A 25894-nucleotide genomic window follows, 5' to 3' on the forward strand; every position below is an offset into this window, starting at 1 on the left:
GGCACTCGTCCCCGTCGCTGCCCCCTGATATGGTCACACTCGCGCGCTTGTGGACAACGGCGCGAGAGACCGGACCTGGGGAGGAATGATGGGACGACCGTCGGGGTGGGACGTTGTCGATCAGGGTGACGATCCGGTCAAGGGTGATCCGTCGACGTTGCGGATGATGGCGCGGGAGTACCAGCGCATCTCCGACGCAGCCGATGACGCCTCGACCCGACTGAAGCGGCTCGTGGCGGATGCGAAGGGTGACTGGCAGGACGCGGAGCAGCGGACCGCGACGAAGATCGGTGAAGCTGCTGACGCGGGCCTCGGGAAGCAGTCCACGTGGGACAAGATCTTCGGGTCCGAGGCGTGGGAGACCATCGTGTCGGTGGCGAAGGTCGTCGTGGCGGTGGGTGGGATCATCGCGATGATCATCCCGGGGCCGTGGACGTTGGTCATCGCGGCGATCGCGCTCGTGGTGTTGGCGGACACGTTGTACAAGATGAGCAAGGGCGAAGCCGACGGGTGGGACCTCGCGTTCGCACTCGTTGATTGCGTGCCGGCCGCTGGTGCCTTGTCGGCAGGAGCCCGCACGGCAAAGTTCACGGGGATGCTGACCGCGGCCGGGGATGTCACGTCCGGCACCAGGGCAGTCCGTTCTCTGAATGCCGGTGTGCCGATGGTCCGCGACCTCGCAACCAGCGTTCCTCGCGGTCTCCGTCGGGCGATTCATGCTGACTCCGCAGACCCGCAAGTTCTCCGCTCAGTCTTCGAGCGGGAGTACGGACCACTGAAGATGGTCAACGCGGAGCGGCTCGCCCGGGGTGTGGACGGGTTCAGCATGAACTGCACGAGGTGTGTCATCGCGACGGAGCATGTGCTCGATGGGAAAGCCGTCTCGGCAATGCCCGTCTTCACGCGAGGCGCGAGCGTCGCCGACGTCGCTGAGCACTTCGGCAAGTCCATCCGAGACTTCCAACCGGTGCGGTCGTACGATTCGATCGTCGCTAGGCTCGAGTCCGCTGGTGAGGGGGCTCGTGGCGTTGTATTCGGGACCAGGGCGGGTACCAATCCAGTCGGCCACGTGTTCAACGTTGTTCACGATCGGAATGGTGTTGTGTTCCTCGACGGACAGTCAGGAACGTTTGCCAAGTTGGAGAACTTCGATCAACTCTTCCTACTCAAGACACGGTGATGGTGCATGCGAACTCTCAAAGATGCTCAGGATGAATTTGCGAAGGAAGTGCGCGCTGACGAAGACCTTATTTGGGATAGGGGATGGATCGAGACCGACGATTGGTGGATCGTTCTTTACAACAGCCGAGAGTATTACGAGACACAAAACCCGTTGTTTAGCCTAGCTGGAAATGGCCCCTTTGTTGTACCAAAAGACGGCAGTGCCTGTTTCACTCTTCAAACAAACACATCGGTTGAATCGCAAATAGAGGAACGGGGCCAGCGGGTCATCAGTCGGTCTCGGTGAAGCCAGTTCCGGCTCGAGCGGATGAGACGCTCGAGCGCGCAGTCATCAAGATCAGTCCGGACGGCTCGTGCCTGCCGCAACTGCTCGATGCGGCGGCACGTCTACGCTAAAAGATATGACTCCACGCGACAGCCGAGTGAGTGCGGCCTACTGGACCGATGCGATAGAAGTCTTGACGCGCGGCGTCGAGGGGTTCCGCCCGTTCAGTCATGTGTTCCGGGCCGACGACGTGCGAGCTGGGATTATTCGAACGACCGCGAACTTCGACAACGCGCTCTTTCTGCTGGGCGCGCGGTACTCGGCGGGCTTTCCGACGTCACTCCTCGCGGATGATCTCGAGTCGGTCGTCACTATCTGGGAGAACTGGAACCGCTACGCTGCCGTGTCCGACGGTGGCTTCCCGCTAGAAGCGCTGACGTTCAACGACAAGCAGCCGTACTACTACGCACTGTGGTTGGCGTCGGTAGCGCGGTGCATCGGCGTCAATTCGGCGTTGACGGATCGGTTGATCGAGATCGTTGCTGCTGCTGGAGGCGCTGACCCAGTGCTCGGGACGCTGTTGGGGGTCGAACCGGTGCGGGACACCGTGTGGCACAAGCGGCCGTTCCAGAACCTCGATACGGCCGCGACCGGGACGCCGGATCGCGCCATTTCTGCGCTGAACAGGTACGTGCAAGCCTGGCAGAAGAACATCTCGTTCATTTGGTGGGCCCCAGCGCTGAAGGCAGTGCAGGGGGATAACTTTGAAACGTACTTCGGGTACTGGGCTTGGGAGGCGGCTGGGCTCGTCGTGGCGCGCGGGCTCGACGACTCCGTGTTGCGGTCGTCGCCGTACTATCCAGTCGACCTCGTCGACGGCCAGCAGGACGGATGAGCCGCCCGGCTGCCCGAACGAGGACCTCTGGGAGGGGCCATGAGTGATTCGAAGGTGTACTGGGCGGCCATCGTGGAACCCGGGGCCGTTCGGTTCTCGCAGAAGTCCGTCTCCTGCAGACAAGACCGACCGACTTACCGGCGAACCCTACAACTACGACGACACATTCCGTCTCGCAAGGGGGTGCAGGATGAGAGCTCTTCGTCACCTCACCGTCGACGAACGCCTGGTCGTTATCCGGCTGATCCAGCCAGAGTTCTTCCTCTTCCCGAATCGCTTCCTGCACCTGGTCGCCGCTGATGATCTGCCGGCGGTCGAACCATGGTCGTGGCTTGTTAAGTATGAAGACGACTTGTACTTTTGGGCTGAAATCGTCGCGAAGCAGTATCCGACCCGTTCCCTCGTACCCTTCGCAAAGCACCAGGACACGGACGATGTGTTCTGCTTTGACGGTGGCGACCATTCGGGCGACCCTCCCGTGCTGATCATCCATACGTTTGCTTCACCTGGGACGGAGTACCGGGGGCAGTGGACGTCCTTCGACGTCTGGTGGGAGGAGATGGAGGAGCATGGAGCAGCGTGGCTCGCGGAGCAGGAAGAGGACTGAGACATGCCTCGTAGGGACACGTCGATCAGCAAGGCGATGTCGCGCGCGTTGCGGCACGAACCGGGTGCGTACGGGCTGGAACTCGGCGCTGACGGGAGCGCCCCGCTCGCAGATCTTGCCGACGCTTTGGATCGGTCGGGCATTCAGGCATCGTTGGAAGATCTGCGCCGCGTGGTCGCCGAGTCCGACAAGCAGCGCTTCGTCGTCGAAAGCGACCGGATCCGTGCTCAGTACGGGCACTCGACGGACGAGCGCATCGTGAAGCCGGCGATCGTTCCGCAGCCGGTGCTCTGGCATGCAACTTCCCCCGCTGCGGCTGAGTCGATCCTGCGCGACGGGCTCTTGCCGATGGGGCGCCAGTACGCGCATCTGACGACCGATCGCGAGCTGGCTATGCAGGCTGGGCGGCGCAAGTCCACCGCTCCCGTCCTGTTGCGAATCGATGCAGCTCACGCCCGCCTGGAGGGCGTGGAGTTCTCGGAGGGGCACGACCGGGTGACCCTGGCCTTGTTCGTTCCCGCGCAGTACATCTCGGCGGAAACCTCCCGATCCTGATGCCGCTGTTCCGACGGAATGCTGGGCTGCGCCAACGAGCGAGTGAGTTCAACGGTCGCTACTGGCGGAGTGCCATCCAAGTCACCTCAACCAACTGGGAGGGGCGCAGGGCAGCGGTGCACCGAGCAACGGATGCGGAGAAGCGACTGAGGGCGTTGCGCGGCGAATGGCACATGGGCCTCAAGCATCTGGTCGTGCAGTACTCCGCAGGTGTCAGCGTCGATGAGATCGGCGATGTAGCCGAGTCCGTCGCGGCCTCGTACCGTGCTTGGGTCACTTCCGCGCTCTCCCATGCCGGTCCTTCGCCCCGCCTCAGCGACGGGAACGAGTACTACATCAGCATCTTGCAACTTCTCGGGATCACGACGGGCTGTGGTCGGGACGACAGCGCGCGGACGATAGTCGAGTCCGTGATCAGGCAGGGCGCGGATCCGTTGTTCTCGGCTCTTGCTTCTGCACACCGGCTGGCCCTTCCCAGCGGATCCCCTGCGGCTTCGACGCCCAGGGTTGCGCGGCCTCTGCTGGCGGTTCTTCAACGGCCCGAAGAAGCGGACCGCACGATCCAGACCTATCTAACGGACTGGCCAACGCGTATGAAGTCGATGAGCTGGATGGGGTCCCTGGAACGGGTCAGACCCGGTGACTCGTACGGTCAAGGCTTCATCGGGTACTGGGCGATGGAACTGCCTGCGGTGGCCAGTGCCATCGATGCGCACCTCGATGACGTTGTGTCGCCCTTCCTCCCGGCGGATCTCTTGTGAAGTTCGACAGATCTTTGGTCGGGCAGCCCAGGCGAGGCAACGAGACGAACGAGTGTCGACGGGGCAATCGCGTGCACTCCTCCCAGCGAGACTCTCGGTGAAGGCGGTCAACTGGCGGTCGAGCAGCGCCCTGTCGCTGCGAAGGCTCCTGGTCGCTACACGTACGAAGGTGGTTCAAGGTGATCGACGTCGAAGTGCTCCGCAGGCGGATCGCAACGGAGTGGGACCGCAACGCCGAGGCCGTCCGCGCGCTCCCCGGGTACTCCGACGCATGAGCCGTCGCCCCGAGGGTGATCCTGTCGTGGTCAGGAGACCGACGCGTCGTCCTCGTCCGCCCACAGCGGGTCGCTGACGGTCCGGGGCAGCAGCACCCCCGGCGACGCCGGCCACGGCAGCCGCGTGATCGGCCAGTTCGAGGCGAAGAGCTCACGCCGCCCAGCATCGAACTCCTGCACCGTCTTGAGCTCGTCGTAGACCAGGGCGTACGCGGCCCGCAGGTTGTCGAAGTAGTCGTCCCACGAGTCGAACAGGGTGAAGGCGACATCGGAGACCAGGTCGATCGACGACCAGGCATCGTCCTCGTTCAGGAGCCCGGCGGCGTACGCACCTCTGACGGCGGTGACCGCGTTCTTGACGTCCATCGACCAGAGCAGCTTCGGCGGGCGGTCCGCTCGGCGTTCGAGCAGGCTCGACCCTGCCCACGGGTCGGTGCCGAGCAGTGAGGACAGCCGGGTGAGCCGGGTCTCACCCTCGGCGGATCGGCTCAGCGCGAGGAACTGCCACGACACGCTCTTCGGACCGAGCAGGTCGACGGCGAAGGCCTGTGCGTCCCGCCCGCTGGCGATCTTGTAGGTCCCGTCGAGTTCGCGGCGCAGGAACGTCAGCGGGGGCAGGGGGATGGTCACGAAGGGCGACGACGTGGTGTCCTGCAGGTACTCGCCGCCGAGCTCCACCCGCGAACCGTACGGGGCGAGCGACGCCGGCCACCATCCGTCGTGGAAGTCGCCGAACGAGGCGAGGGCCAGCTGCTGCAGTCGGCGGACGGGCAGCTCGCGGGCGCCGGTGCGCTCCCGGTACCGCCGCTGTTCCCGCACCGGCAGCCCGACGTCACGGAGCGAGGTGATGAAGGTCAGCACGAACCACACGACGACGGCGATCAGGAAGCAGCGCCACACCGCCTGGATGCCGTACCCGAAGTGCTGCCGGACGTCGTACGGGGCGAGGATCGAGATCAGGAGCACGACGAAGAACGCCACGATCGCGGTCGCCATGATGATCCACGCTGCGGCGCGGTCCCGTCGTCGCCCCGTCTGCTTCCGCGCCTTGGCGACCATCGCCCGGTGCCGCCAGCGTGGACGGACCGGGAACTCACGGGCGCCGGGAGGGTTCTGCAGTGCTTCCCCCCATGACGATCGATCGTAGCGAGCAGCTCAGTCCTCGTCGCCGGCGCCGACGAGCTCCGGCGCCGTGAGCAGCCGCGGCTCGTCCTCGATCGAGGACGGGTCCGCGATGACCTTCGACTCGTCGAGCAACGACAGCCGACGAGCGCTCGGCAGCACCTGGCGCTCGAGGGACCCGACGAACCGGTTGTAGTCGACGACGGAGCCCCGGATCGAGCGGCCGAGCTTGTCGACGTGCCCGGCCATCGTGGACAGCCGGCCGTAGAGCTCGCGGGAGACCTTGAAGAGCTCGTGCGCCTCTTGCGAGACGACGTCCTGCTGCCACGAGAACGCCACGGTCTTGAGCACGGACCACAGGGTCACGGGTGAAGCGAGCGCGATGCGCTTGCGGAAGGCGTGGTCGAGCAGGCCGGGGTCGGCGGCGAGGGCGCTCGAGATGAGCGACTCGGACGGGATGAAGGCGACGGTGAGCTCGGGGGAGGCGTCGTAGCCGGTCCAGTACTCCCGTGCGGCAAGGGCGTCGACGTGGGCTCGGAGCGCCTTGACGTGCTGGGCGATGAGCTGGTCGCGTCGGGCTGCCTCGGCACCGGTGGCGGTCGCCGGGATCTCGGCGGCCTGCAGGTAGGCGCTGAACGGCACCTTGGCGTCGACGGCGATGGTCTTGCCGCCGGGCAGGTGCACGACCATGTCCGGGCGGGCGGAGCCGACGGCGGTGGTGACGGAGGACTGCACGTCGAAGTCGACGCGTTCGAGCAGCCCGGCGGCCTCGACCACGTTGCGCAGCTGCGTCTCGCCCCAGACGCCGCGCGTGCTGTTCGACGACAGGGCGCTGGCCAGGGTGTCGGCGGTGGCGCGCAGGCGCTCTTCCGACTCGGCGGCCGACCGGAGCTGCGCCGACAGTGCGCCGTACTGCTCGCTCCGCGACTGCTCGAGCTCGGCGATCTTCGTGCGCATCACGTCGAGCGTCTGTGCCACGGGGCTGAGCGCGGAGAGCACCTTGGACTCGTTCTGGTTGCGCGCCGCGTCGACGCCGTGCATGCGCTGCACCAGGTGCTCGAGTTCGGCGGAGCGCCGTTCGAGCGAGTCGACCTGGCGGCGGTACTGCGTGTCCTGGGCGTCGAGGCGTTCCTCGGCGTCGCGTCGGGCCGCCTCGAGCTGGCCGCGGAGCGCCTCGGCCGTCGCGCGGGCCGACGCGGCGTCGACGCCCGCGCGCGAGCGGGCGAGCGACCAGGCGACGACCGCACCGACGGCGATGCCGATCACGAGACCGATGACCAGGGCGAGGATCTGCATGTCGCGACCCTGGCAGAACCCACCGACACCGCGCCTCCCGGCACACCGACGCGCCTCGCAGACCCGGCCTGACTGCCGCCACGGGACCAGCGTGGCGGACAGTGGAATCCATGTCATGACATTAGGGCAAACAGGGTGTACAGTCGTGATCGTCCGCCGATGAAGCCGCACGGAAGGTCCACCGCGTCGCATGACGAACCAAGCTCCCCACGCCTACGACGTGATCACGATGGGACGCGTCAGCGTCGACATCTACCCGCAGCAGACCGGCCCGCTCGAGGACGTCTCGACCTTCTCGAAGTCCGTCGGCGGCAGCGCCACGAACGTCGCCATCGCCGCTGCTCGCCACGGCGCGGACGCCGCGGTCATCACCCGGACGGGCAACGACCCCTTCGGCCGGTACATCGCCCGCACGTTGCCCGAGTTCGGCGTCGCGAACGCCTTCGTCGAGACGGTGGAGGGGCTGAACACCCCCGTCGCCTTCTGCGAGATCTTCCCGCCCGACGACTTCCCGCTCTACTTCTACCGGGCCCCGAAGGCGCCGGACCTGATGATCACGGCGAAGTCCCTGCCGCTGCACGAGATCGAGCGCGCGAAGATCTTCTGGACCACGGTGACCGGCCTCAGCGAGGAGCCGAGCCGACAGGCGCACCACGTGGCGTACGAAGCCCGGTCCGCCGCGCAGAACAGCACGAAGACCCACACCGTCTTGGACCTGGACTACCGGTCGATGTTCTGGTCGAGCCCCGAGGCCGCGACGCGCGAGGTCGCGATCGCCCTCGAGCACGCCACCGTCGCCGTCGGCAACCGCGAGGAGTGCGAGGTCGCGGTCGGCGAGACCGACCCGGTCCGTGCCGCCGACGCCCTGCTCGACCGCGGTGTCGAGATCGCGATCGTCAAGCAGGGACCGAAGGGCGTGCTCGCGAAGACCCGCGACGAGTTCGTCGAGTTCCGTCCGCACCACATCGACGTCGTGAACGGGCTCGGCTCGGGCGACGGTTTCGGCGGCGCGCTGACCCACGGCCTGCTGCAGGGCTGGAGCCTCGAACGGATCCTGGCGTTCTGCAACGCAGCCGGCGCGATCGTCGCGACGCGGTTCGAGTGCTCGACGGCGATGCCGACGAGCGACGAGATCGAGCAGTTCCTGACCGACAACCCGGCCGAGGGCACGAACCACACGGGTGAGACGCACACCGAGGAGAAGACCCATGCCTGAGCTCAGCCCCGCTGACTTCCAGCGCCTCCGCGACATCCGTGCCGGCCAGCCGGACCTGGTGCGTGCCACGCTCGATGCCCGCCGCAAGCGCTCCCTGCTCGCCGACGACGGCAAGCTCTTCATCGTCGCCGCCGACCACCCCGCCCGCGGTGCGCTGGCGGTGCGCGACGACGAGTCCGCTATGGCGGACCGCTACGACCTGCTCGAGCGGCTCGTCACGGCCCTCGGTCGTCCTGGGGTCGACGGCGTGCTCGGCACTCCCGACATCCTCGAGGACCTCGCACTGCTCGGCGCCCTCGACGGCAAGGTCGTCGTCGGCTCGATGAACCGCGGCGGACTCCGCGGCGCGACGTTCGAGATGGACGACCGGTACACGGCGTACTCGGCGCAGGCGATCAAGGACTCCGGGCTCGACTTCGCCAAGCTCCTGGTGCGCATCGCGCTGGAGGACTCGGGCACCGCGCCGACGCTCGAGGCCACGGCCCGCGCCGTCAGCGAGGCCGCGGCACTCCAGCTGCCGATCATGCTCGAGCCGTTCATGTCCGAGTGGCGGGACGGCCGGGTCGTCAACGACCTGTCGGCCGATGCCGTGATCACCTCGATGGCGATCGCTGCCGGCCTCGGCGAGTCCAGCGCCTACAGCTGGCTCAAGATCCCCGTCGTCGACGACATGGAGCGCGTGATGGCCGCGACGACGCTGCCGACGCTGCTGCTCGGCGGCGACCCGGCTTCGCGCCCGCTGGAGACGTACGCCAAGTGGGCTGACGCCCTGGCCCTGCCCGGCGTCCGTGGCCTGGTCGTCGGACGCACCCTGCTCTACCCCTCGGACGGCGACGTCGCCGCCGCCGTGGACGTCGCCGCCGGTCTCGTCCACAGCCAGGAGGCCCGGGCCGGGTTCTCCACAGATGCCCACGACCCAGCCGCTCGGCTCGCGGGCGCCACCACCATGGACTCGTCCATCTCGGAAGGAACCAACGCATGACGCTCACCGACACGACCACCACCACCGTCGGGCACTGGATCGACGGGGCTCGCGTCCCGTCCTCGTCGGGGCGGACGGCACCGGTGTACGACCCGGCGCTGGGCGTCGCGACCAAGCAGGTCGCGCTGGCCGACGAGTCCGAGATCCAGGCGGCCATCGGCAGCGCCAAGGCGGCGTTCCCCGGCTGGAGCAACCTGTCGCTGGCCAAGCGCCAGGCGATCCTGTTCTCGTTCCGCGAGATCCTGAACCGTGACAAGGCCGAGCTGGCCGAGATCATCACGAGCGAGCACGGCAAGGTCATCGACGACGCCATGGGTGAGATCGCCCGTGGGCAAGAGGTCGTGGAGCTCGCCACCAACATCCCGAGCCTGATGAAGGGCGAGTTCTCCGACCAGGTCTCGACCGGCATCGACGTCTACTCGATCCGCCAGCCGCTCGGCGTCGTGGGCATCATCAGCCCCTTCAACTTCCCCGCGATGGTGCCGCTCTGGTTCCTGCCGATCGCGATCGCCGCTGGCAACACCGTCGTGCTGAAGCCGAGCGAGAAGGACCCGTCGGCCGCCATCTGGCTCGCCGAGAAGTTCAAGGAGGCCGGGCTGCCCGACGGCGTCTTCAACGTGCTCAACGGCGACAAGCTGTCCGTCGACGGTCTGCTCACCAGCGACGACGTCGAGTCGATCTCGTTCGTCGGCTCCACGCCCATCGCGCAGTACGTCTACGAGACCGGCACGAAGCACGGCAAGCGCGTGCAGGCCCTCGGCGGCGCGAAGAACCACATGCTCGTCCTGCCCGACGCCGACCTCGACCTGGTCGCCGACAACGCGATCAACGCGGGCTTCGGTTCGGCCGGTGAACGCTGCATGGCGATCTCGGTCGTCGTCGCCGTCGAGCCGGTGGCCGACGAGCTCATCCAGAAGATCAAGGACCGCGCGGCGACCCTGCGCATCGGCGACGGTCGTCGCGGGTGCGACATGGGCCCGCTCGTCACGAAGCAGCACCGTGACAAGGTCGCCTCGTACATCGAGGTCGCAGAGCAGGACGGTGCGGTGGTTGTGGTGGACGGCCGCACCGTCCGACCCGACGGCGACGAGAACGGCTTCTGGCTGGGCCCGACGCTGATCGACCAGGTGCCCACCACCAGCCGCGTCTACACCGAGGAGATCTTCGGTCCGGTGCTGAGCGTCGTGCGCGTCGCCACCTACGAAGAGGGCCTCGAGCTCATCAACTCCGGCGCGTACGGCAACGGCACCGCCATCTTCACGAACGACGGCGGAGCAGCCCGACGGTTCCAGCGCGACGTGCAGGTCGGCATGATCGGCATCAACGTCCCGATCCCGGTGCCCGTCGCCTACTACTCGTTCGGTGGCTGGAAGAACTCGCTGTTCGGTGACCACAAGGCGTACGGGGCCGACGGCGTGAGCTTCTTCACCCGCCAGAAGGCGATCACGAGCCGGTGGCTCGACCCGTCGCACGGCGGCATCAACCTCGGCTTCCCGTCGAACGACTGAGCCGCAGCATGGCGAACGAACAGCACCAGCACGACCAGTGGTTCATCCCGGCGGGCTCCCGGCCCGAAGCGGGCTGGACCGACGTCGTCGACGGACGCATCGAGGGGTGGGCGCACACCGGGCTCCGGACCGGCGCGGTGGCCGACGGGGGCGAGCTGCGCCTCCCGGCCGACGCCGTGGAGCGCATCATCGTGCCGCTCGCCGGGTCGTTCCACGTGACTCACTCGGGCGCCGCCGGTGACGGCGAGCAGGACCTGCAGGGGCGGGGGAGCGTCTTCGACGGTCCCACCGACGTCCTGTACCTGGGCTCCGGTTCCGCGGCCACCATCACCGGCGACGGTCGGTTCGCCGTCGCGGAAGCCCCCACGGACATCGTCATGCCGACCACGTACGTGGCCCGGCCGGACGTGCCGGTGGAGCTCCGCGGCGCCGGGCAGTCGAGCCGCCAGGTGCACAACTTCGGCACCCCGGCCGCGCTCGACGCCGTCAAGTTCATCGTGTGCGAAGTGATCACGCCGGCCGGCAACTGGTCGTCGTACCCGCCGCACAAGCACGACACGAACGTGCCCGGGTCGGAGTCCAACCTGGAAGAGATCTACTACTACGAGGCAGCGGTGTCCCGCGGGCTCGAGTCGATCACTCCCGAGGCCGCAGACCCGTTCGCCCTGCACCGCACCTACGCCTCGGACGACCGCGCCATCGACGAGTTCCGGCAGGTCCGCACCGGTGACGTCGCTCTGGTGCCCTACGGCTGGCACGGACCCGCGGTCGCCGCTCCCGGCTACGACATGTACTACCTGAACGTGATGGCCGGGCCCGACCCGGAGCGCGTCTGGAACATCACCGACGACCCGGCCCACGGCTGGGTCCGCCGGGCGTGGGAGAGCGAGCAGCTCGACCCACGCCTGCCCTACCAGAAGGAGGACGCGTGACCACCACCACGCGCCAGGCCGGCGCGACGCGTCGGATGACCGTCGGACAGGCACTCGTCGAGTTCCTGGCCAACCAGTGGACCGTCGACGGTGACGTCCGCGAACGCACCATCCCGGGGATCTTCGGCATCTTCGGGCACGGCAACGTCGCCGGGGTCGGTCAGGCGATCAAGCAGCTCCACGTCGAGCAGCCCGGGTTGCTGCCGTACCACCAGGCCCGCAACGAGCAGGCGATGGTGCACGAGGCCGTCGGCTTCGCCCGCATGCACCGCCGCCGTGCGACGTTCGCGTCGACCGCGTCTGTGGGCCCGGGTGCCGCCAACATGCTGACCGCCGCAGCACTCGCCACGACGAACCGGTTGCCGGCACTGCTCCTGCCGTCGGACACCTTCGCCACGCGCACCACCGACCCGGTGCTCCAGCAGATCGAGCTGCCGCACGACACGTCGTTGCAGGTCACCGACGCCTTCCGTCCGCTGTCGCGCTACTTCGACCGCGTGGAGCGTCCGGAGCAGCTGTTCTCGATCGCGCTCGCCGCGATGCGGGTCCTGACCGACCCGGCCGAGACCGGTGCGGTGACGATCGCCCTGCCCGAGGACGTCCAGGCCGAGGAGTTCGACGTGCCCGTCGCGTTCCTGCAGCCGCGTGAGTGGCACATCCGCCGTCCGCTGCCCGAGCGTGGCCCGCTCGAGCGTGCCGTGGCCGCGATCCGTGCCGGCCGGCGTCCGGTCATCGTGGCCGGCGGCGGGGTCCTGTACTCCGACGCCGCCGACGAGCTCCGTGCCTTCGTCGAGGCCACGGGGATCCCGGTCGGCACGTCGCAGGCCGGCGGCGGATCCCTGGTCTGGGACCACCCGCAGTACCTCGGCGGGATCGGCGCGACCGGCACCGCCGCCGCCAACGCGATCGCCGCCCAGGCCGACGTCGTCATCGGGATCGGCACCCGCTACAGCGACTTCACCACGGCGTCGCGCACGGCGTTCCAGAACCCCGACGTCACGTTCGTCAACGTCAACGTGGCCGCGTTCGACGCCTACAAGCACGGATCGCAGCTGCCGCTGATCGCGGACGCCCGGGAGGCCCTGGTCGCCCTGACCGAGTCGCTCACCTCGGACACGGCGTACGTCGTCGAGCCCGGCTACGCGTCCGAGATCGCCTCGCTGAAGGCGGCGTGGGACGCTGCCGTCGACGGCGCGTTCGCGCCGTCCGGCGCGGATCTGCCCGGCCAGCCGGAGATCATCGGAGCCGTGCAGTCGGTCTCCGACCCGCGCGACGTCGTGATCCAGGCCGCGGGCTCGCTGCCCGGCGACCTGCACAAGCTCTGGCGGGTGCGCGACGAGCTCGGATACCACGTCGAGTACGCGTTCTCGTGCATGGGCTACGAGATCGCCGGCGGCATCGGGGTCCGGCGCGGGGCGCCGGACCGCGATGCGATCGTGATGGTCGGCGACGGCAGCTACCTCATGCTGCACACCGAGCTCGTCACCGCCGTGGCCGAGGGCATCAAGATCATCGTCGTGCTCATCCAGAACCACGGGTACGCGTCGATCGGGCACCTGTCCGAGACCGTCGGCTCCGAGCGCTTCGGCACGAAGTACCGCTACCTCGACGAGACCGAGTCGTTCGAGAACGGCGAGCCCCTGCCCGTCGACCTCGCCGCCAACGCCCGCTCGTACGGCGTCGACGTCATCGAGGTGCAGCCCGGTCCGGACAGCATCGAGGACCTGAAGGCCGCGCTGCGTCAGGCGAAGGCGAACGACCACACCACCCTGGTGCACATCAACTCCGACCCGCTGGTCTACGCCCCCGAGGGCGACGGCTGGTGGGACGTGCCGGTCGCGCAGACCTCCACCCTCCCCAGCACCCAGGCCGCCCGCGCCGAGTACGAGCAGCAGGTCGCCACGCAGCGTCCGCTGCTCGGCTGAACCGTTCACGAGACAGAAAGCGACAGCGACGTCATGACCGACACCGCCACCCCCATCGGCAGCCCCGCCACCGACGCGGCGCCCGCCTCGATCCGCATCGGCACCGCACCTGACTCGTGGGGCGTCTGGTTCCCGGACGACCCGAAGCAGGTGCCGTGGCAGCGCTTCCTCGACGAGGCCTCCGCTGCCGGGTACGAGTGGATCGAGCTCGGCCCGTACGGGTACCTGCCGACCGACCCGTCCCAGCTGTCCGACGAGCTCGAGTCCCGCGGCCTCAAGCTGTCGGCAGGCACGGTCTTCACCGGGTTCCACAAGGGCGAGGACCAGTTCCAGCGGGCGTGGGACCAGGCCGTCGCGGTCGCCGGCCTGGCCGCGAAGCTCGGTGCCGAGCACCTGGTGACGATCCCCGACCTGTGGCGCTCGGACGCCACCGAAGAGGTGCTCGAGGCGCGCACGCTCACCGACGAGCAGTGGGAGCGACTCGGCAAGGGACACGACCAGCTCGGCAAGGCGCTGCTCGAGGAGTACGGCGTCCACCAGCAGTTCCACACCCACGCGGACAGCCACGTCGGCACCTACAAGGAGACCGTGCGGTTCCTCGAGGTCACGAACCCCGAGTACACGAACCTCTGCCTCGACACCGGCCACTTCGCCTACTACGGCGGCGACAACCTCAAGCTCATCGCCGCCCACCCGGAGCGCATCGGCTACCTGCACCTGAAGCAGGTCGACACCGATCTGCTGTTCGACGTGCTCAAGAACGACGTGCCGTTCGCCACCGCCGTGTCGCAGGGCATCATGACCGAGCCGCCGCACGGCACCCCCGAGCTCGCCCCGATCATCGAGGCCGTCGCCGCGATCAACCCGGACGTCTTCGGCATCGTCGAGCAGGACATGTACGGCTGCTCCGTCGACGCCCCCGGCCCGATCGCCGAACGCACCTTCCAGCACATCTTCGGCTCGACCTCGGCCGCCCGCGCCTCCTGACGCGCCGTCCACGCAGCGTCAACAACCACCAGGAGAACACCACCATGACCACCACGCAGAACCTCCGCGTCGCCGTCGTCGGCGCCGGCATGATGGGCGCCGACCACGTCCGCCGCATCACCGCCAAGATCTCGAACGCCGACGTCGTCGCCGTCGTCGAGCCCGACCAGGCCCGTGCCGCTGCGGCAGCCGCCCTGGCGCCCGGTGCGATCACCGCCGCGTCCTTCGACGAGGCGCTCGAGCAGACCGAGATCGACGCCGTCATCATCGCGACGCCGGGTTTCCTGCACGAGCCGATCCTGGTGACCGCGCTCGAGCGCGGCCTCACCGTCCTGTGCGAGAAGCCGCTGACGACCAGCGCCGAGGACTCGCTGCGCATCGTCGAGCTCGAGCAGCAGCACGCCGCCCGGCCCGTCATCCAGGTCGGCTTCATGCGCCGGTTCGACGCCGGGTACCAGGAGCTCAAGGCCCTGCGCGAGTCGGGGGCGAACGGTGCCCTGCTCGCCCTGCACCACGCGCACCGCAACCCGACGACGCCGCCGAACTTCAGCGAGTCGATGCTCATCCACGACTCGGTGATCCACGAGATCGACATCATCCCGTTCCTGACCGGCGAAGCCATCACGAGCGTCGAGGTGAAGAAGCCGCGCAAGAACTCCCTCGCGCCGGCCGACCTGCCCGAGCCGCAGTTCGTCCTGTTCACCACCGAGTCCGGCACGATGGCGATCGTCGAGATCAACGTCAACGCCCAGTTCGGCTACCAGGTCACCACCGACGCCGTGTTCGAGTCCGGTGTCGCGTACATCGGCCGCGACACGTCGCTCTCGCTCGTCGCAGCCGGAGCGACCTCGCAGGGCGTCACGCCGTCCTTCAAGGAGCGCTTCGGTGCCGCCTACGACGAAGAGGTCCAGCGCTGGGTCGACGCGGCCCGGACCGGCGGCATCGACGGGCCGAGCGCCTGGGACGGCTACACCGCCTCCGTCGTCGCCGAGGTCGCGGTCCGGGCCCAGCAGTCCGGCGCGCACGAAGTGGTGGAGTACGCGGTCACGAAGCCGGCGTTCTACGACGAGACCAGCGACGCGACGAGCGACACCGCCGCGCTCGCCGGGGCCTGATCGATGCCGAAGATCGCGCTCGACCCCACCCCGTTCCACCACGACCTGTCGCTGCTCGAGTTCCCGCGCAAGGTCGCGGAGCTCGGGTACGAGTACCTGCAGCTCACCCCGCACAAGGACTTCATCCCCTTCTACCGACACCCCAAGGCCGACGACGACCTGGTCGACGCGTTCGCCGCGGCCTGCCGTGACGCCGGGGTCCAGGTGGCGAGCGTGCTGCCGGTGCTGCGCTGGTCGGGCCCGGACGAGGACGCCCGACAGGCTGCGGTGCAGAAGTGGAAGCGGGTCATCGAGATCACGAAGCGCCTCGGCGTGGACACCATCAACACGGAGTTCTCCGGCCGCCCCGAGCGCGCCGAGGAGTCCGAGGACCAGTTCTACCGGTCGATGGAGGAACTGCTGCCGATCATCGAGGACGCCGGCATCCGGGTGCTCATCGACCCGCACCCCGACGACTTCGTCGAGGACGGGCTCGAGGCGCTCCGGGTGATCCGCGGCCTGAACTCGAAGCACGTCGGCTTCGTGTACGTCGCCTGCCACACGTTCCACTACGGCGGCAACATGGACGAGATCATCGACGCCGCCGGTGACTCGCTGCAGCTGGTCCACGTCGCCGACGCGTACGACCACCGTCGCTCGCACGGCCTGCGCTACATCACGAACCCGCCCGGCAACCCGGTCCGCGTGCACCAGCACCTGCCGGCCGGGCAGGCGGACGTCGACTTCGACGCTTTCTGGGCGGCACTCGACCGGGTCGGTTTCTCGGCGCGCGCGGACACCGTCGCGGTCTCGAGCGTCTTCGCCGAGGACGAGAACGCCGACGCGGTGTCGCGGTTCCAGCTCGACACGATCACGAAGGGACTCCACCGATGACCACCACCCTCGAGACGCAGGCGTCCACCGACGCCGACTCCCGTCCCGTCACCCTGCAGGCCGCGGAACAGACCCCGACCGCCCTGTGGAACGACTCCGCCGACCCGCGGGAGCTGTCGACCGCGATCCACCAGTACGGTGCCGTCGGAGCGACATGCAACCCGGTGATCGCGTACACCTGCATCCAGCAGGACCCGGAGACCTGGGTCCCCCGCATCCGTGCGATCGCTGCCGAGCACCCGACGGCGGGGGAGTCCTGGATCGGCTGGAAGGCCGTCGAGGAGCTCTCCATCGCCGCCGCGGCGCAGCTGCTGCCCGCGTTCGAGGCGTCCGGCGGCCGCAACGGTCGACTGTCGATGCAGACCGATCCCCGGTTCCACCGCGACCAGGACGCGCTCGTCGAGCAGGCCGTGCGGTTCTCGCAGCTCGCGCCGAACATCATCGTGAAGATCCCCGCCACGAAGGTCGGCATCGCCGCGATCGAGGAAGCCGCCTACCGCGGGGTCTCGATCAACGCCACGGTGTCCTTCACCGTGCCGCAGGTCGTCGCCGTGGGCGAGGCCATCGAGCGTGCCCTCGACCGTCGTGCTGCCGAGGGCAAGCCGGAGCAGGAGTTCGGCCACGTCGTCACCCTGATGGCCGGCCGCTTCGACGACTGGCTGAAGACCGTCGTCAAGCGTGACCACGTGATGGTGGACCCGGGCATCCTCGAGTGGGCCGGTGTCGCGGCGGTGAAGAACGCCTACCGCGTCTTCCAGGAGCGGGGGTTCCGCTCGCGCGTGCTGGTCGCCGCGTTCCGCAACGCGCTGCAGTGGTCCGAGTTCCAGGGCGGTGACCTCGTCGTCTCGCCGCCGTTCCAGTGGACGAAGGACATCAACGACAACGCGTTCCCGTTCCGCCCGCACGCCATCGACGACGAGGTCCCCGTGCACGTCATCGAGGCGCTCCGGGCGGCGACGCCGGAGTTCGCCCGCGGCTACGACGTGGACGGCATGACCATCGACGAGTTCGACCGCTTCGGTGCGACCGTGACGACGCTCCGGCAGTTCCTGGACGCCGACGCGAAGCTCGATGCCCTGGTCCGCGACATCATCGTCCCCACGAACTGAGACGTGACCAGCTGCGCAGCGCGATCCCCGGTCGGAACCGTGGGTCGCGCCCCGCGCGCTGACGCACCAGCCTGGAGGCCCGGTGCCGGTCCCTGAGACCGGCACCGGGCCTCCAGGCGGTTGCGGCATGTGCTGACAAAGTCCGCAGCATCGGCTAGGGTCGTTGTCGCGCTCCAACGCGCGTCACCTGAACGAAGGAGTTCCCCATGGACAGCATCGGCGTCGGGCTGATCTCGGTCGGCTGGATGGGGCGGTTGCACTCGCGGGCCTACCGGGCGTTGCCGGACCACTTCCCGGAGCTCGGCGTCCAGCCGCGGCTCGTCGTCGCGGCCGACCCGGTCGAGGCGGCGCGCGACCAGGCGGTGACGCGGCTCGGGTACGAACGTGCCGTCGCCGACTACCAGGAGGTCCTCGCCGACCCGGCCGTCGACGTCGTGTCGATCTGTTCGCCGAACTTCTTGCACCGCGAGATGGCCGTCGCCGCGGCCGAGGCGGGCAAGCCGTTCTGGATCGAGAAGCCGATGGGGCGGTACGCCAGCGACTCCCGCGCCATCCACCAGGCGGTGCAACAGGCGGGCGTCATCACGAGCGTCGGGTTCAACTACCGGCACGCCCCGGCGATCGAGCGTGCCCGTGAACTCGTCCGCAGCGGGCGGCTCGGCCGGATCACGAACGTGCGCGGCTCGTTGCTCGCCGACTACTCGTCCGACCCGGCGGCCCCGCTGACCTGGCGCTTCGAGCGTGAGCGCGCAGGATCGGGCGTGCTCGGCGACCTGCTGTCACACGGGCTCGACCTGGCGCAGTACGTGGTCGGGCGGATCGCCTCGGTCAGTGCGCTCGCCGAGACGTTCATCGAGTCGCGGCCCCGGCCTGCTGCCGGCATCGTCGACCGCAGTGCGGCGGCGACCGGTGAACTGGGCGCTGTCGAGAACGAGGACTACGCCGCGCTGCTGTTCCGGTTCGAGGACGGTGCGGTCGGCACTATGGACTCGAGTCGGGTGATGCGTGGGCCGCACGCCGAGTACACGCTCGAGATCTACGGCACCCGCGGTTCGGTCCGGTGGGACTTCCAGCGCCTCAACGAGCTCGAGGTGTACCTCGACGGACAAGAGGTCGACGGGTACGCCACCCACTACGTCGCTCCCGGTGACGGCGACTTCGGTCGGTTCCAGCCCGGCGCCGGCACGGCGATGGGCTACGACGACCTGAAGACGATCGAGGCGGCGCAGTTCATCGCGAGTGTCCGGCGTGGAGAGCAGCTGGCGCCGTCGGTCGCGGACGGGCTCGCTGCCGCGTCGATCGTCGAGGCGGCGGAGGCCTCGCTGGTCGACGGTGCGTGGCACGATGTCGCCCTGGTCGACGGGCCGCTGACGTACGGGGCGCCGACGCCCAGGATCTAGACGCACGGTGCCGCTTTCTTGTTAGTATGTAAGGACAAAGTCCGAGCAACCAGGAGGCACCATGCCGCTCGTCCGAATCGACCTCACCACCGGCCGCACGCCCAAGGCCGTCCGTGGCATCGCCGACGCCATCCACCAGGCCATCGTCGACGTGTACGGGATCCCGGTGCGGGACCGGTTCCAGGTGATCACCGAGCACCCGGCCCAGCAGATCATCGCCGAGGACGCGGGCCTGGGGTTCGAGCGCACCGAGGGTGTCGTGATGATCCAGGTGTTCACGCAGCACGGACGGACCGACGAGGCGAAGGCGTCACTGTACCGGGCGATCCACGACGCCCTCGCGGCGATCGGTGTCGCGTCGGAGGACGTCTTCATCGGCTACGTCGAGAACGGGCCGCAGGACTGGTCGTTCGGCTTCGGACGGGCCCAGTACGTGACGGGCGAGCTCGGGGTGCCCGCGCTCGGTTGAGGCCGTGCGGGGGCGGGGCGGGGGCGGCGCGGTCACCACACCCCGCTCAGTTCCGTCGAGTGGTCAAGAAGTGTCGGTTGCCGGGTGCCCGGTCGACAGTTCGTGACCACTCGGCGCACTGCCGACAGCGAGTCGCGACCGCTCGACGAGCGACCTACTTGTCGACGAGCGTGACCTCGAACGAGTACCGGTCGGGGCGGTAGCAGTGCACGCCGTACTCGACCGCCCGGCCCGAGGCGTCGTACGCGGTACGGCTCATCGTGAGCACCGGGTCGCCGTCCTCGATCTCGAGCAGACCGGCCTCTTCGTCGGTGACCGCCCGGGCGCCGATCCGCTGCTTGGCCACCCGCATCGTGACGCCCCGGCCGCGGAGCAGCTGGTACAGCCCGTGCGCCTGCAGGTCATCGTCCGTCAGGTCGAGGAACTCCGGCGGCAGGTAGTTCTCGAGGATCGCCATCGGGACGTCCTCGGCGAACCGCACCCGTCGGATGTGCGCGACGATCGTGCCCGGCTCGACGCTCAGCGCTGCGGCCACGTCGTCGGGAGCGGGGACGTCGTCGCGCTGCAGCAGCTTCGTCGCCGGAGCCTGCGCACCCTGGGCCAGGTCGTCGTACAGGCTGGTCAGCTCGACCTTGCGCGTGACCGGGCCGTGCACGACCTGGGTCCCGATGCCGCGGCGGCGCACCAGCAGACCCTTGTCGACGAGGTCCTGGATCGCACGACGGATCGTCGGCCGCGACAGGCCCAGACGCTCACCGAGGGCGATCTCGTTCTCGAGCCGGGCCCCTGGCGGCATCGCGCCGGAGCGGATCGACTCCTCGATGCGCGAGGCAACCTGGAAGTAGAGGGGCATGGGACCCGACCGGTCCAGGTCCATGAACAGGTCGGACGGCAGCTGGCCTTCGTTGGTCATCGCGGTCCTTCACACGTGCGGAGATGCCGGCGACGGTGCCGACGGCATTGTCGTGACAATACCACCGGGGATGTGGCACCCCGGCTGAGCGCAACGGGCGTTGCGCCAGTCGGCGAACCCCGTCAGTCGGCGAAGACCATCGGTCGGTTCGACAGCCGCGGCTGGTTCGCGGCCTTCGGCTTCTCGGCACGAGCACGGACCGGGGCGATCGTCACCCGGGTGACCGCGCCGAGTGCCTCGACCGTCTCGACACCGTGGTGCCCGGCGGCGTGCACCACGATCGCAGCGCAGGCCTCGGCGTCGGCAGCGGCGTCGTGGTGCTGGAACCCCTCGAACCCGGCGGCCATCGCGGCGACCGGCAGGCGGTAGGAGTCGAGCGTGTAGGTCTTGCGGGCGACCGCCAGGGAGCACAGCGAGTGGTGCTCGGCCAGGTCGATCCCCGTCGCGGAGCACCCACCGGCGATGACGCCCATGTCGAAGCGGGCGTTGTGCGCCACCAGGACGTCGCCCTCGGCGAAGGCCACCAGGTCGGGGTACTGCTGCTCCCACGTCTTGGCGCGCGCGACGTCCTCGGCGACGATGCCGTGGATGCGGGTGTTCCACTCCAGGAACGCGTCGTGCCCGAACGGCGGGCGGATGAACCACGACGCCCGATCGACGACCCGGCCGGCGCGGACCTTCACCAGCCCGACGGAGCAGGCGCTGGCGGGCGAGCTGTTGGCGGTCTCGAAGTCGATCGCGGTGAAGTTCAACGGCACGGTTCCGATCGTCGCACGGGGTTCCGACATCGCCGTCCGTTCCCCTCGGCGTTGCGTGTGGCTACTCTCAGCGCATGGGGAACGACGCCGACCGACGTCCGCTCGTCCTGGTGCTCGCCGGGACCGGCTACGGGCAGCAGGCGCCGCTGCTCTGGTGGACGAGCGAGATCGCGCTCGCTGCGGGGTGCGAGGTCATCGCGCCACGATGGCAGGTCGACGACGCCGCCGGAGCCGATCCGGTCGGCTTCGTCGAGGCCGCTGTCGCCGCGGCGCTGGGGGACCGGCTGCCCGACCTCGTCGTCGCGAAGTCGTTCGGCTGCTTCGCCCTGCCATGGGCGATCCGCAACGACGTGCCCGGGGTCTGGCTCACCCCGGTGCTCACGCACGACGATGTGGCCACGGCGCTCGCCGCCGCGACTGACGCGCACGACGCGATCGGGGGTGGAGCCGACACCATGTGGCGGCCCGACCGTGTCTCGGGGACGGCTGCGCGCCTCCAGACCGTCGACCGTGCCGACCACTCGCTGCAGGTGCCTGGCGACTGGCGGCTCTCGCAGCGGCTGCAGGCCGACGTCTTCGACGTCGTCGAGCGCCGCATCACGGCCCTGCGGCCCCGTATGGCTGGGTCACGTCTGCTGGCCTGACGAACGGACTGGAGGCCCGGGTCGGCTCCGACAGGCCGCCGCCGGTAGGCTCTTCTTCCGTGGCTCTCACCATCGGAATCGTCGGTCTCCCGAACGTCGGCAAGTCGACCCTGTTCAACGCCCTGACCAAGAACCAGGTCCTCGCCGCGAACTACCCGTTCGCGACGATCGAGCCGAACGTCGGGGTGGTGAACCTGCCCGACTCGCGGCTCGACCAGCTCGCCGAGCTCTTCCACTCGGAGAAGACCGTGCCGGCGCCGGTGTCGTTCGTCGACATCGCGGGCATCGTCAAGGGCGCGAGCGAGGGCGAAGGCCTGGGCAACAAGTTCCTCGCCAACATCCGCGAGGCCGACGCCATCGCGCAGGTCGTCCGTGGCTTCACCGACGACGACGTCGTGCACGTCGCGAACAAGGTCTCCCCGAAGGACGACCTCGAGGTCATCAACACCGAGCTGATCCTCGCCGACATGGAGACCATCGACAAGGCGCTCCCGCGGTACGAGAAGATGCTCAAGCTCAAGCAGGCCGAGCCGGTCGTGCTCGAGACCGCTCGCGAGGCCCGTGCCGCGCTCGAGCAGGGCACCCTGCTCTCCGCCACGAAGATCGACCTGTCCCCGATCTCCGAGCTCGGGCTGCTCAGCGCCAAGCCCTTCATCTTCGTCTTCAACGTCGACGAGGCGATCCTGACGGACGAGTCCCGCAAAGCCGAACTGGCCGCGCTGGTCGCCCCCGCCCAGGCTGTCTTCCTCGACGCCCAGGTCGAGTCGGAGCTCATCGACCTCGACCCTGCCGACGCCGCCGAACTGCTCGAGTCGACCGGGCAGACCGAGTCGGGCCTCGACCAGCTCGCCCGCATCGGGTTCGACACCCTCGGGCTGCAGACCTACCTGACGGCCGGTCCGAAGGAAGCCCGTGCGTGGACGATCGGCAAGGGGTGGAAGGCTCCCCAGGCTGCCGGCGTCATCCACACCGACTTCGAGAAGGGCTTCATCAAGGCCGAGGTCATCTCGTTCGACGACCTGGTCGCGACCGGCTCGATCGCCGAGGCCCGCGCTGCCGGCAAGGCCCGCATCGAGGGCAAGGACTACGTCATGCAGGACGGCGACGTGGTGGAGTTCCGCTTCAACAACTAGTGTGTCACCGTAAAGGAGCAGGGGGATTCGATGCGTTGGTGGATCGAGGATTTCAAGGGTGTCGCTGCAGCTTCGGTAGATGTAAGTCCCGGCGCAGTGACAATTCTCTCTGGTGTAAATAGCAGTGGCAAATCGTCGCTGCTCCAATCCCTGCTCTTAACGGCGCAGAGCCACTATCACCGAGGGGCGATGGTGCTGAACGGACCGCTCACCCGGCTCGGAAGCGCTTCGGACTTGGTCAGGTCGGGTGCTCGACCTGAAATAACAAAGCTCGGGCTGTCGTTCTCGCGAGACAATCGGCGTTATTCGGGAAGGCGTGGGCGTCTGCAACGAGAAATGTGGGCGCAATTCCACCTCGCCCCGTCTCCGCAGGGTACAACTTTCGCTCTACAGGAGCTGGAAGTTGGATGGAATGGAGATGAACGAGCGTCCCGAATGGTGCTCAACAAGACGTACGCTCGAGCTGGTGACGTCGCTCTCATACGGGAGGCGCGCGGCGAAGGCGACGGGACCGATTATCTCCACCTGAAGCAGGCCATATCGCAGGGCACGCGAACCTTGCGCACGTACATCGCTGTGGTGGGACTTCGCCCCGTCGAGGTTGTCCAAGTTCGCGCGGCCGAGTACGTGACCCGGCAATATCGGCGGCAATTGCAGACGGTTTTCAGGGAGTTTGAGAGTGACTCGGATCGTTTGTACGAGTCTCGATACCCGCCGGTTATTAGTGAGTTTGTCGAGCTACTTTCCGAAGCCTACGCCGGAATTGACGGGGACTTGCCCACCATCATTGAAGAACTCCGCACGGCTAGATCCGGAAATCCTTACACATTTTCTCCAGTATGGCGAAATCTTAGCGCAGAGCAGCAGGGCGAATATATTGAGGCAGCTGCAGTACAGAGAGCCAAAAAGCCGCTAATCGTCGTGCCGCTAGAACACAACGTCCGGGGTAAGTACGGGTTTGGAAGTGAGGGCCTCCTTGAGGATCAGCTGGCCGAGACGCTAGGTCGCGCTCAGCTAGTTCTGTCGTCCCTTGGTGAGGCTTTGAATTCGGTCACCGATAGGGTTCAATATCTTGGACCGTTACGTGACGAGCCACGAGTGGTTTGGAACCAATGGAATGAGCTTGCCCGCGGACTACCGGTTGGAACACGGGGCGAGTACAGCGCGGTGGTTCTTTCACGAAATGGGCAGAAATATATCTCGTACGTCACTCCCGAAAAGGACCAACGTTCGGATAGGCTGATTGATGCGGTGAACACCTGGCTCTCCTATCTTGAAATCGGCGACAAAGTATGGGCAGAGAACCTTGGAAAGCTTGGGATTGGTCTTGAAGTTGAGGTCAACGGTCACCGCCGCGACCTAACGAGCGTTGGAGTCGGAGTCAGTCAGGCCCTGCCTATCGTGGTCGCAGTGCTGGCTGCTCCGCTGAACTCTCTGTTTTTAGTTGAGCAGCCGGAGCTGCACCTGCATCCTGCCGTCCAGTCGCGCCTTGCGGACTTCATTCTCCGCGCTAGACCAGACCTGGCGATCGTCTTGGAGACGCATAGCGAGGCGCTCCTGACGCGCGTCCGTCGGCGAATATCTGAAGACGACGTTGAGAGAGCAAAGGTGGCCGTCACCTTTGTGGAGTCCTCGAGGACGGGTTCGTTGTCTCGGGACTTGTTGTTCAATCAATTCGGCGACCTTAGTGATTGGCCGGAAGGATTCTTGTCTGGAATAGGTGAGGACACGGCTGCAATTGTTGAGGCCAACTTGCAGCGAATCCGGCGCCTTGGAAAAGATGCTTGAGCCGAAGGGGATATTGGACCCCGAACTGTTCGTCCCAGCTGGGCAGATGCGAAACTCCATTGAATATTGGTCTCGCCTGATGCCCTGGGTTAGTGATCGGTTCTTCCTCGTCGGTCCACGGTCCTACGAGAGGCTCTCGGAACTATGTGGAACGCCGCCCGGCGTCACAGGTATTCCTGCACCCGAGATCTGGCGCATCATCGGAGAGTTGGGCGCAAGGCCCTTCGTCGGAAGTGGAGACGGAGGTCGTGCCAGCGATGGGCTTAGTGATTACTCCCCGTTTTGGGGTGAGTTGGGAAATGGCGGCCTACTCGAAGCAGATATGCGCCCGATCGGCGACGATCAGGTTGTGGTCGTCGGTTCAGACGAGCGCGCTTGGAATGTTCCAGATCCCGGTTGGGGGACGACGCTAGTTGCTTTCGACCCCGCCGCGCCGAGGTCCAGCGCATGGCTCGAAGCTTGGCGGAGCGGAGGGGCGTCAGAGGAGCACCTCGCTCGTATGTCCGAGCATCTATTCCCGAACCTCGTCTTCCATGGAGGCGCGTGGTCCCATCTTGGGCGCATGAAGTTGGACGTGCAGGATCGCCCTGAGGCGATTGCGAAGGCACTCGCGGTGCTGGACGTCCACGCGGCCAGGATCTGGCGGGAGCTGGATCAGCCGCGAGATAGGCAATCGGCTTTAGGAAGCCGAGGGGCCGATGCGGCACCCGAGAATGGCAACACGCGCGGTGATTCGTCTGCAATGAAGCGCCGGCAGTTCACCTTTGACGGGCAGGTGCTGCGTTGTGAGTGGCACATCCGTCTTCAGCCCCACACCGATAGGATTTATTTCCGTGTGGAGGGAGATAAGGTTTATGTCGGCGATATGACAGACCACCTGTAACGCGTCACCCTCGATGGAGTGCGTATCGTTTCGAGGCTTACATGAAATTGCGTACCCTAATCGCCGGGTTCACTCCTCGGATCGCCTAGGATGCGCTTGCGAGAGTGCTCCATCAATGCGCTTATAGCTCAATCGCTTGGGCTGCTCCTCATCAAGTGTTTTATGTTGGACGTTCGGGGTGCGATGGAGTATCTGAGCCCGGCGCCCGAGGGTGCAGCTTCGAGGTCGAGGACCCTCAGCGTGTGCTAGTTCTCGGGTGCGAGCAGTGACACTGCTCCGTGCAGTCGGTCCGCCCAGCTCG

The 25894-nt window shown here is 67.4% G+C and carries 25 protein-coding genes; 21 read left to right on the forward strand and 4 right to left on the reverse strand.

Features of this window, described 5'->3' with window-relative positions:
• The first annotated feature begins 49 nt into the window (after positions 1 to 49).
• From BOSE127_RS13000 to BOSE127_RS13025, 6 genes are all read left to right on the forward strand, one after another.
• Entirely contained in the window at positions 50 to 1180 is a 1131-nt protein-coding gene (locus BOSE127_RS13000) for a toxin glutamine deamidase domain-containing protein (protein WP_159557519.1), read from the forward strand.
• 6 nt (positions 1181 to 1186) lie between these two features.
• Positions 1187 to 1468, forward strand: a complete 282-nt coding sequence (locus BOSE127_RS17505; protein WP_081612280.1) for a YrhB domain-containing protein — start codon at positions 1187 to 1189, stop codon at positions 1466 to 1468.
• A gap of 115 nt (positions 1469 to 1583) precedes the next feature.
• Complete coding sequence (locus BOSE127_RS13010) at positions 1584 to 2342, forward strand: PoNe immunity protein domain-containing protein (RefSeq protein WP_081612279.1); 759 nt, start codon at positions 1584 to 1586, stop codon at positions 2340 to 2342.
• A 190-nt stretch (positions 2343 to 2532) separates the two neighbouring features.
• Complete coding sequence (locus BOSE127_RS13015; protein WP_159557521.1) at positions 2533 to 2949, forward strand: SMI1/KNR4 family protein; 417 nt, start codon at positions 2533 to 2535, stop codon at positions 2947 to 2949.
• 3 nt (positions 2950 to 2952) lie between these two features.
• Positions 2953 to 3504, forward strand: a complete 552-nt coding sequence (locus tag BOSE127_RS13020; protein ID WP_159557523.1) for an RNA 2'-phosphotransferase — start codon at positions 2953 to 2955, stop codon at positions 3502 to 3504.
• 194 nt (positions 3505 to 3698) lie between these two features.
• A complete protein-coding gene (locus BOSE127_RS13025; protein WP_236559549.1) occupies positions 3699 to 4265 on the forward strand; it encodes a PoNe immunity protein domain-containing protein in 567 nt (188 codons plus the stop codon).
• Between the two features lie 305 nt (positions 4266 to 4570).
• On the opposite strand, the gene BOSE127_RS13030 is transcribed toward BOSE127_RS13025, so the two are convergent.
• Together BOSE127_RS13030 and BOSE127_RS13035 are read right to left on the reverse strand one after the other, a co-directional pair.
• On the reverse strand, positions 4571 to 5536 hold the full coding sequence (locus tag BOSE127_RS13030) for a DUF1266 domain-containing protein (protein WP_159557527.1): 966 nt from the start codon (positions 5534 to 5536) through the stop codon (positions 4571 to 4573).
• A gap of 159 nt (positions 5537 to 5695) precedes the next feature.
• Positions 5696 to 6958: a DNA recombination protein RmuC gene (locus BOSE127_RS13035; RefSeq protein ID WP_159557529.1), complete on the reverse strand. Its 1263-nt coding sequence runs from the start codon at positions 6956 to 6958 to the stop codon at positions 5696 to 5698.
• A gap of 190 nt (positions 6959 to 7148) precedes the next feature.
• Here BOSE127_RS13035 and iolC point away from each other — a divergent pair, with 190 nt between their 5' ends.
• From iolC to BOSE127_RS13090, 11 genes are all read left to right on the forward strand, one after another.
• Positions 7149 to 8174 (forward strand): 5-dehydro-2-deoxygluconokinase, encoded by a 1026-nt coding sequence (iolC, locus tag BOSE127_RS13040; protein ID WP_017887108.1) that lies wholly within the window; start codon positions 7149 to 7151, stop codon positions 8172 to 8174.
• A complete protein-coding gene (locus tag BOSE127_RS13045; RefSeq protein WP_017887107.1) occupies positions 8167 to 9156 on the forward strand; it encodes a class I fructose-bisphosphate aldolase in 990 nt (329 codons plus the stop codon). Before iolC ends, BOSE127_RS13045 begins: the two co-directional genes overlap by 8 nt.
• Positions 9153 to 10664 carry a CoA-acylating methylmalonate-semialdehyde dehydrogenase gene (locus BOSE127_RS13050; RefSeq protein WP_017887106.1) on the forward strand — a complete coding sequence of 504 codons (1512 nt, stop codon included), beginning with the start codon at positions 9153 to 9155 and terminating at the stop codon, positions 10662 to 10664. Before BOSE127_RS13045 ends, BOSE127_RS13050 begins: the two co-directional genes overlap by 4 nt.
• Before the next feature lie 8 nt (positions 10665 to 10672).
• Entirely contained in the window at positions 10673 to 11596 is a 924-nt protein-coding gene (iolB, locus tag BOSE127_RS13055; protein WP_159557531.1) for a 5-deoxy-glucuronate isomerase, read from the forward strand.
• 35 nt (positions 11597 to 11631) lie between these two features.
• Positions 11632 to 13521, forward strand: coding sequence for a 3D-(3,5/4)-trihydroxycyclohexane-1,2-dione acylhydrolase (decyclizing) (iolD, locus tag BOSE127_RS13060; RefSeq protein ID WP_071251930.1), 1890 nt, complete (start codon positions 11632 to 11634; stop codon positions 13519 to 13521).
• A gap of 33 nt (positions 13522 to 13554) precedes the next feature.
• Positions 13555 to 14508 carry a sugar phosphate isomerase/epimerase family protein gene (locus BOSE127_RS13065; protein WP_017887103.1) on the forward strand — a complete coding sequence of 318 codons (954 nt, stop codon included), beginning with the start codon at positions 13555 to 13557 and terminating at the stop codon, positions 14506 to 14508.
• A 44-nt stretch (positions 14509 to 14552) separates the two neighbouring features.
• The gene (locus BOSE127_RS13070) at positions 14553 to 15623 is read left to right on the forward strand and encodes a Gfo/Idh/MocA family protein (RefSeq protein ID WP_042539397.1); all 1071 of its coding nucleotides are present in this window, start codon (positions 14553 to 14555) and stop codon (positions 15621 to 15623) included.
• 3 nt (positions 15624 to 15626) lie between these two features.
• A complete protein-coding gene (locus tag BOSE127_RS13075) occupies positions 15627 to 16496 on the forward strand; it encodes a sugar phosphate isomerase/epimerase family protein (RefSeq protein ID WP_159557533.1) in 870 nt (289 codons plus the stop codon).
• Complete coding sequence (locus BOSE127_RS13080) at positions 16493 to 17605, forward strand: transaldolase family protein (RefSeq protein WP_159557535.1); 1113 nt, start codon at positions 16493 to 16495, stop codon at positions 17603 to 17605. The genes BOSE127_RS13075 and BOSE127_RS13080 overlap by 4 nt, the downstream gene beginning before the upstream one ends.
• 206 nt (positions 17606 to 17811) lie before the next feature.
• Positions 17812 to 19005, forward strand: a complete 1194-nt coding sequence (locus BOSE127_RS13085; protein ID WP_159557537.1) for a Gfo/Idh/MocA family protein — start codon at positions 17812 to 17814, stop codon at positions 19003 to 19005.
• Between the two features lie 61 nt (positions 19006 to 19066).
• Positions 19067 to 19474, forward strand: a complete 408-nt coding sequence (locus tag BOSE127_RS13090; protein WP_159557539.1) for a tautomerase family protein — start codon at positions 19067 to 19069, stop codon at positions 19472 to 19474.
• A 154-nt stretch (positions 19475 to 19628) separates the two neighbouring features.
• On the opposite strand, the gene BOSE127_RS13095 is transcribed toward BOSE127_RS13090, so the two are convergent.
• Both BOSE127_RS13095 and BOSE127_RS13100 read right to left on the reverse strand, forming a co-directional pair.
• Entirely contained in the window at positions 19629 to 20387 is a 759-nt protein-coding gene (locus tag BOSE127_RS13095; RefSeq protein ID WP_017887097.1) for a GntR family transcriptional regulator, read from the reverse strand.
• Positions 20388 to 20509: 122 nt separating this feature from the next.
• The gene (locus BOSE127_RS13100) at positions 20510 to 21175 is read right to left on the reverse strand and encodes an exonuclease domain-containing protein (RefSeq protein WP_017887096.1); all 666 of its coding nucleotides are present in this window, start codon (positions 21173 to 21175) and stop codon (positions 20510 to 20512) included.
• A 44-nt stretch (positions 21176 to 21219) separates the two neighbouring features.
• Here BOSE127_RS13100 and BOSE127_RS13105 point away from each other — a divergent pair, with 44 nt between their 5' ends.
• From BOSE127_RS13105 to BOSE127_RS13120, 4 genes are all read left to right on the forward strand, one after another.
• The gene (locus tag BOSE127_RS13105) at positions 21220 to 21789 is read left to right on the forward strand and encodes a hypothetical protein (protein WP_159557541.1); all 570 of its coding nucleotides are present in this window, start codon (positions 21220 to 21222) and stop codon (positions 21787 to 21789) included.
• A gap of 59 nt (positions 21790 to 21848) precedes the next feature.
• On the forward strand, positions 21849 to 22922 hold the full coding sequence (ychF, locus tag BOSE127_RS13110) for a redox-regulated ATPase YchF (protein ID WP_042539389.1): 1074 nt from the start codon (positions 21849 to 21851) through the stop codon (positions 22920 to 22922).
• 435 nt (positions 22923 to 23357) lie between these two features.
• Positions 23358 to 24710: an AAA family ATPase gene (locus BOSE127_RS13115; RefSeq protein WP_159557543.1), complete on the forward strand. Its 1353-nt coding sequence runs from the start codon at positions 23358 to 23360 to the stop codon at positions 24708 to 24710.
• 562 nt (positions 24711 to 25272) lie between these two features.
• Positions 25273 to 25593, forward strand: a complete 321-nt coding sequence (locus BOSE127_RS13120; protein WP_159557545.1) for a hypothetical protein — start codon at positions 25273 to 25275, stop codon at positions 25591 to 25593.
• The last annotated feature ends 301 nt before the right edge of the window (positions 25594 to 25894 follow it).

It is taken from the genome of Curtobacterium sp. 8I-2 (assembly GCF_902506155.1).
Lineage (GTDB): Bacteria > Actinomycetota > Actinomycetes > Actinomycetales > Microbacteriaceae > Curtobacterium > Curtobacterium poinsettiae.

What these genes read in the sequence shown, in the direction of transcription:
- BOSE127_RS17505 (WP_081612280.1), top strand. Translation starts at nt 1,187, where the DNA reads ATGCGAACTCTCAAAGATGCTCAGGATGAATTTGCGAAGGAAGTGCGC.
- BOSE127_RS13010 (WP_081612279.1), top strand. Translation starts at nt 1,584, where the DNA reads ATGACTCCACGCGACAGCCGAGTGAGTGCGGCCTACTGGACCGATGCG.
- BOSE127_RS13015 (WP_159557521.1), top strand. Translation starts at nt 2,533, where the DNA reads ATGAGAGCTCTTCGTCACCTCACCGTCGACGAACGCCTGGTCGTTATC.
- BOSE127_RS13020 (WP_159557523.1), top strand. Translation starts at nt 2,953, where the DNA reads ATGCCTCGTAGGGACACGTCGATCAGCAAGGCGATGTCGCGCGCGTTG.
- BOSE127_RS13030 (WP_159557527.1), bottom strand. Translation starts at nt 5,536, where the DNA reads ATGGCGACCGCGATCGTGGCGTTCTTCGTCGTGCTCCTGATCTCGATC.
- BOSE127_RS13035 (WP_159557529.1), bottom strand. Translation starts at nt 6,958, where the DNA reads ATGCAGATCCTCGCCCTGGTCATCGGTCTCGTGATCGGCATCGCCGTC.
- iolC (WP_017887108.1), top strand. Translation starts at nt 7,149, where the DNA reads ATGACGAACCAAGCTCCCCACGCCTACGACGTGATCACGATGGGACGC.
- BOSE127_RS13045 (WP_017887107.1), top strand. Translation starts at nt 8,167, where the DNA reads ATGCCTGAGCTCAGCCCCGCTGACTTCCAGCGCCTCCGCGACATCCGT.
- BOSE127_RS13050 (WP_017887106.1), top strand. Translation starts at nt 9,153, where the DNA reads ATGACGCTCACCGACACGACCACCACCACCGTCGGGCACTGGATCGAC.
- iolB (WP_159557531.1), top strand. Translation starts at nt 10,673, where the DNA reads ATGGCGAACGAACAGCACCAGCACGACCAGTGGTTCATCCCGGCGGGC.
- iolD (WP_071251930.1), top strand. Translation starts at nt 11,632, where the DNA reads ATGACCGTCGGACAGGCACTCGTCGAGTTCCTGGCCAACCAGTGGACC.
- BOSE127_RS13065 (WP_017887103.1), top strand. Translation starts at nt 13,555, where the DNA reads ATGACCGACACCGCCACCCCCATCGGCAGCCCCGCCACCGACGCGGCG.
- BOSE127_RS13070 (WP_042539397.1), top strand. Translation starts at nt 14,553, where the DNA reads ATGACCACCACGCAGAACCTCCGCGTCGCCGTCGTCGGCGCCGGCATG.
- BOSE127_RS13075 (WP_159557533.1), top strand. Translation starts at nt 15,627, where the DNA reads ATGCCGAAGATCGCGCTCGACCCCACCCCGTTCCACCACGACCTGTCG.
- BOSE127_RS13080 (WP_159557535.1), top strand. Translation starts at nt 16,493, where the DNA reads ATGACCACCACCCTCGAGACGCAGGCGTCCACCGACGCCGACTCCCGT.
- BOSE127_RS13085 (WP_159557537.1), top strand. Translation starts at nt 17,812, where the DNA reads ATGGACAGCATCGGCGTCGGGCTGATCTCGGTCGGCTGGATGGGGCGG.
- BOSE127_RS13090 (WP_159557539.1), top strand. Translation starts at nt 19,067, where the DNA reads ATGCCGCTCGTCCGAATCGACCTCACCACCGGCCGCACGCCCAAGGCC.
- BOSE127_RS13095 (WP_017887097.1), bottom strand. Translation starts at nt 20,387, where the DNA reads ATGACCAACGAAGGCCAGCTGCCGTCCGACCTGTTCATGGACCTGGAC.
- BOSE127_RS13100 (WP_017887096.1), bottom strand. Translation starts at nt 21,175, where the DNA reads ATGTCGGAACCCCGTGCGACGATCGGAACCGTGCCGTTGAACTTCACC.
- BOSE127_RS13105 (WP_159557541.1), top strand. Translation starts at nt 21,220, where the DNA reads ATGGGGAACGACGCCGACCGACGTCCGCTCGTCCTGGTGCTCGCCGGG.
- BOSE127_RS13115 (WP_159557543.1), top strand. Translation starts at nt 23,358, where the DNA reads ATGGTGCTCAACAAGACGTACGCTCGAGCTGGTGACGTCGCTCTCATA.
- BOSE127_RS13120 (WP_159557545.1), top strand. Translation starts at nt 25,273, where the DNA reads ATGAAGTTGGACGTGCAGGATCGCCCTGAGGCGATTGCGAAGGCACTC.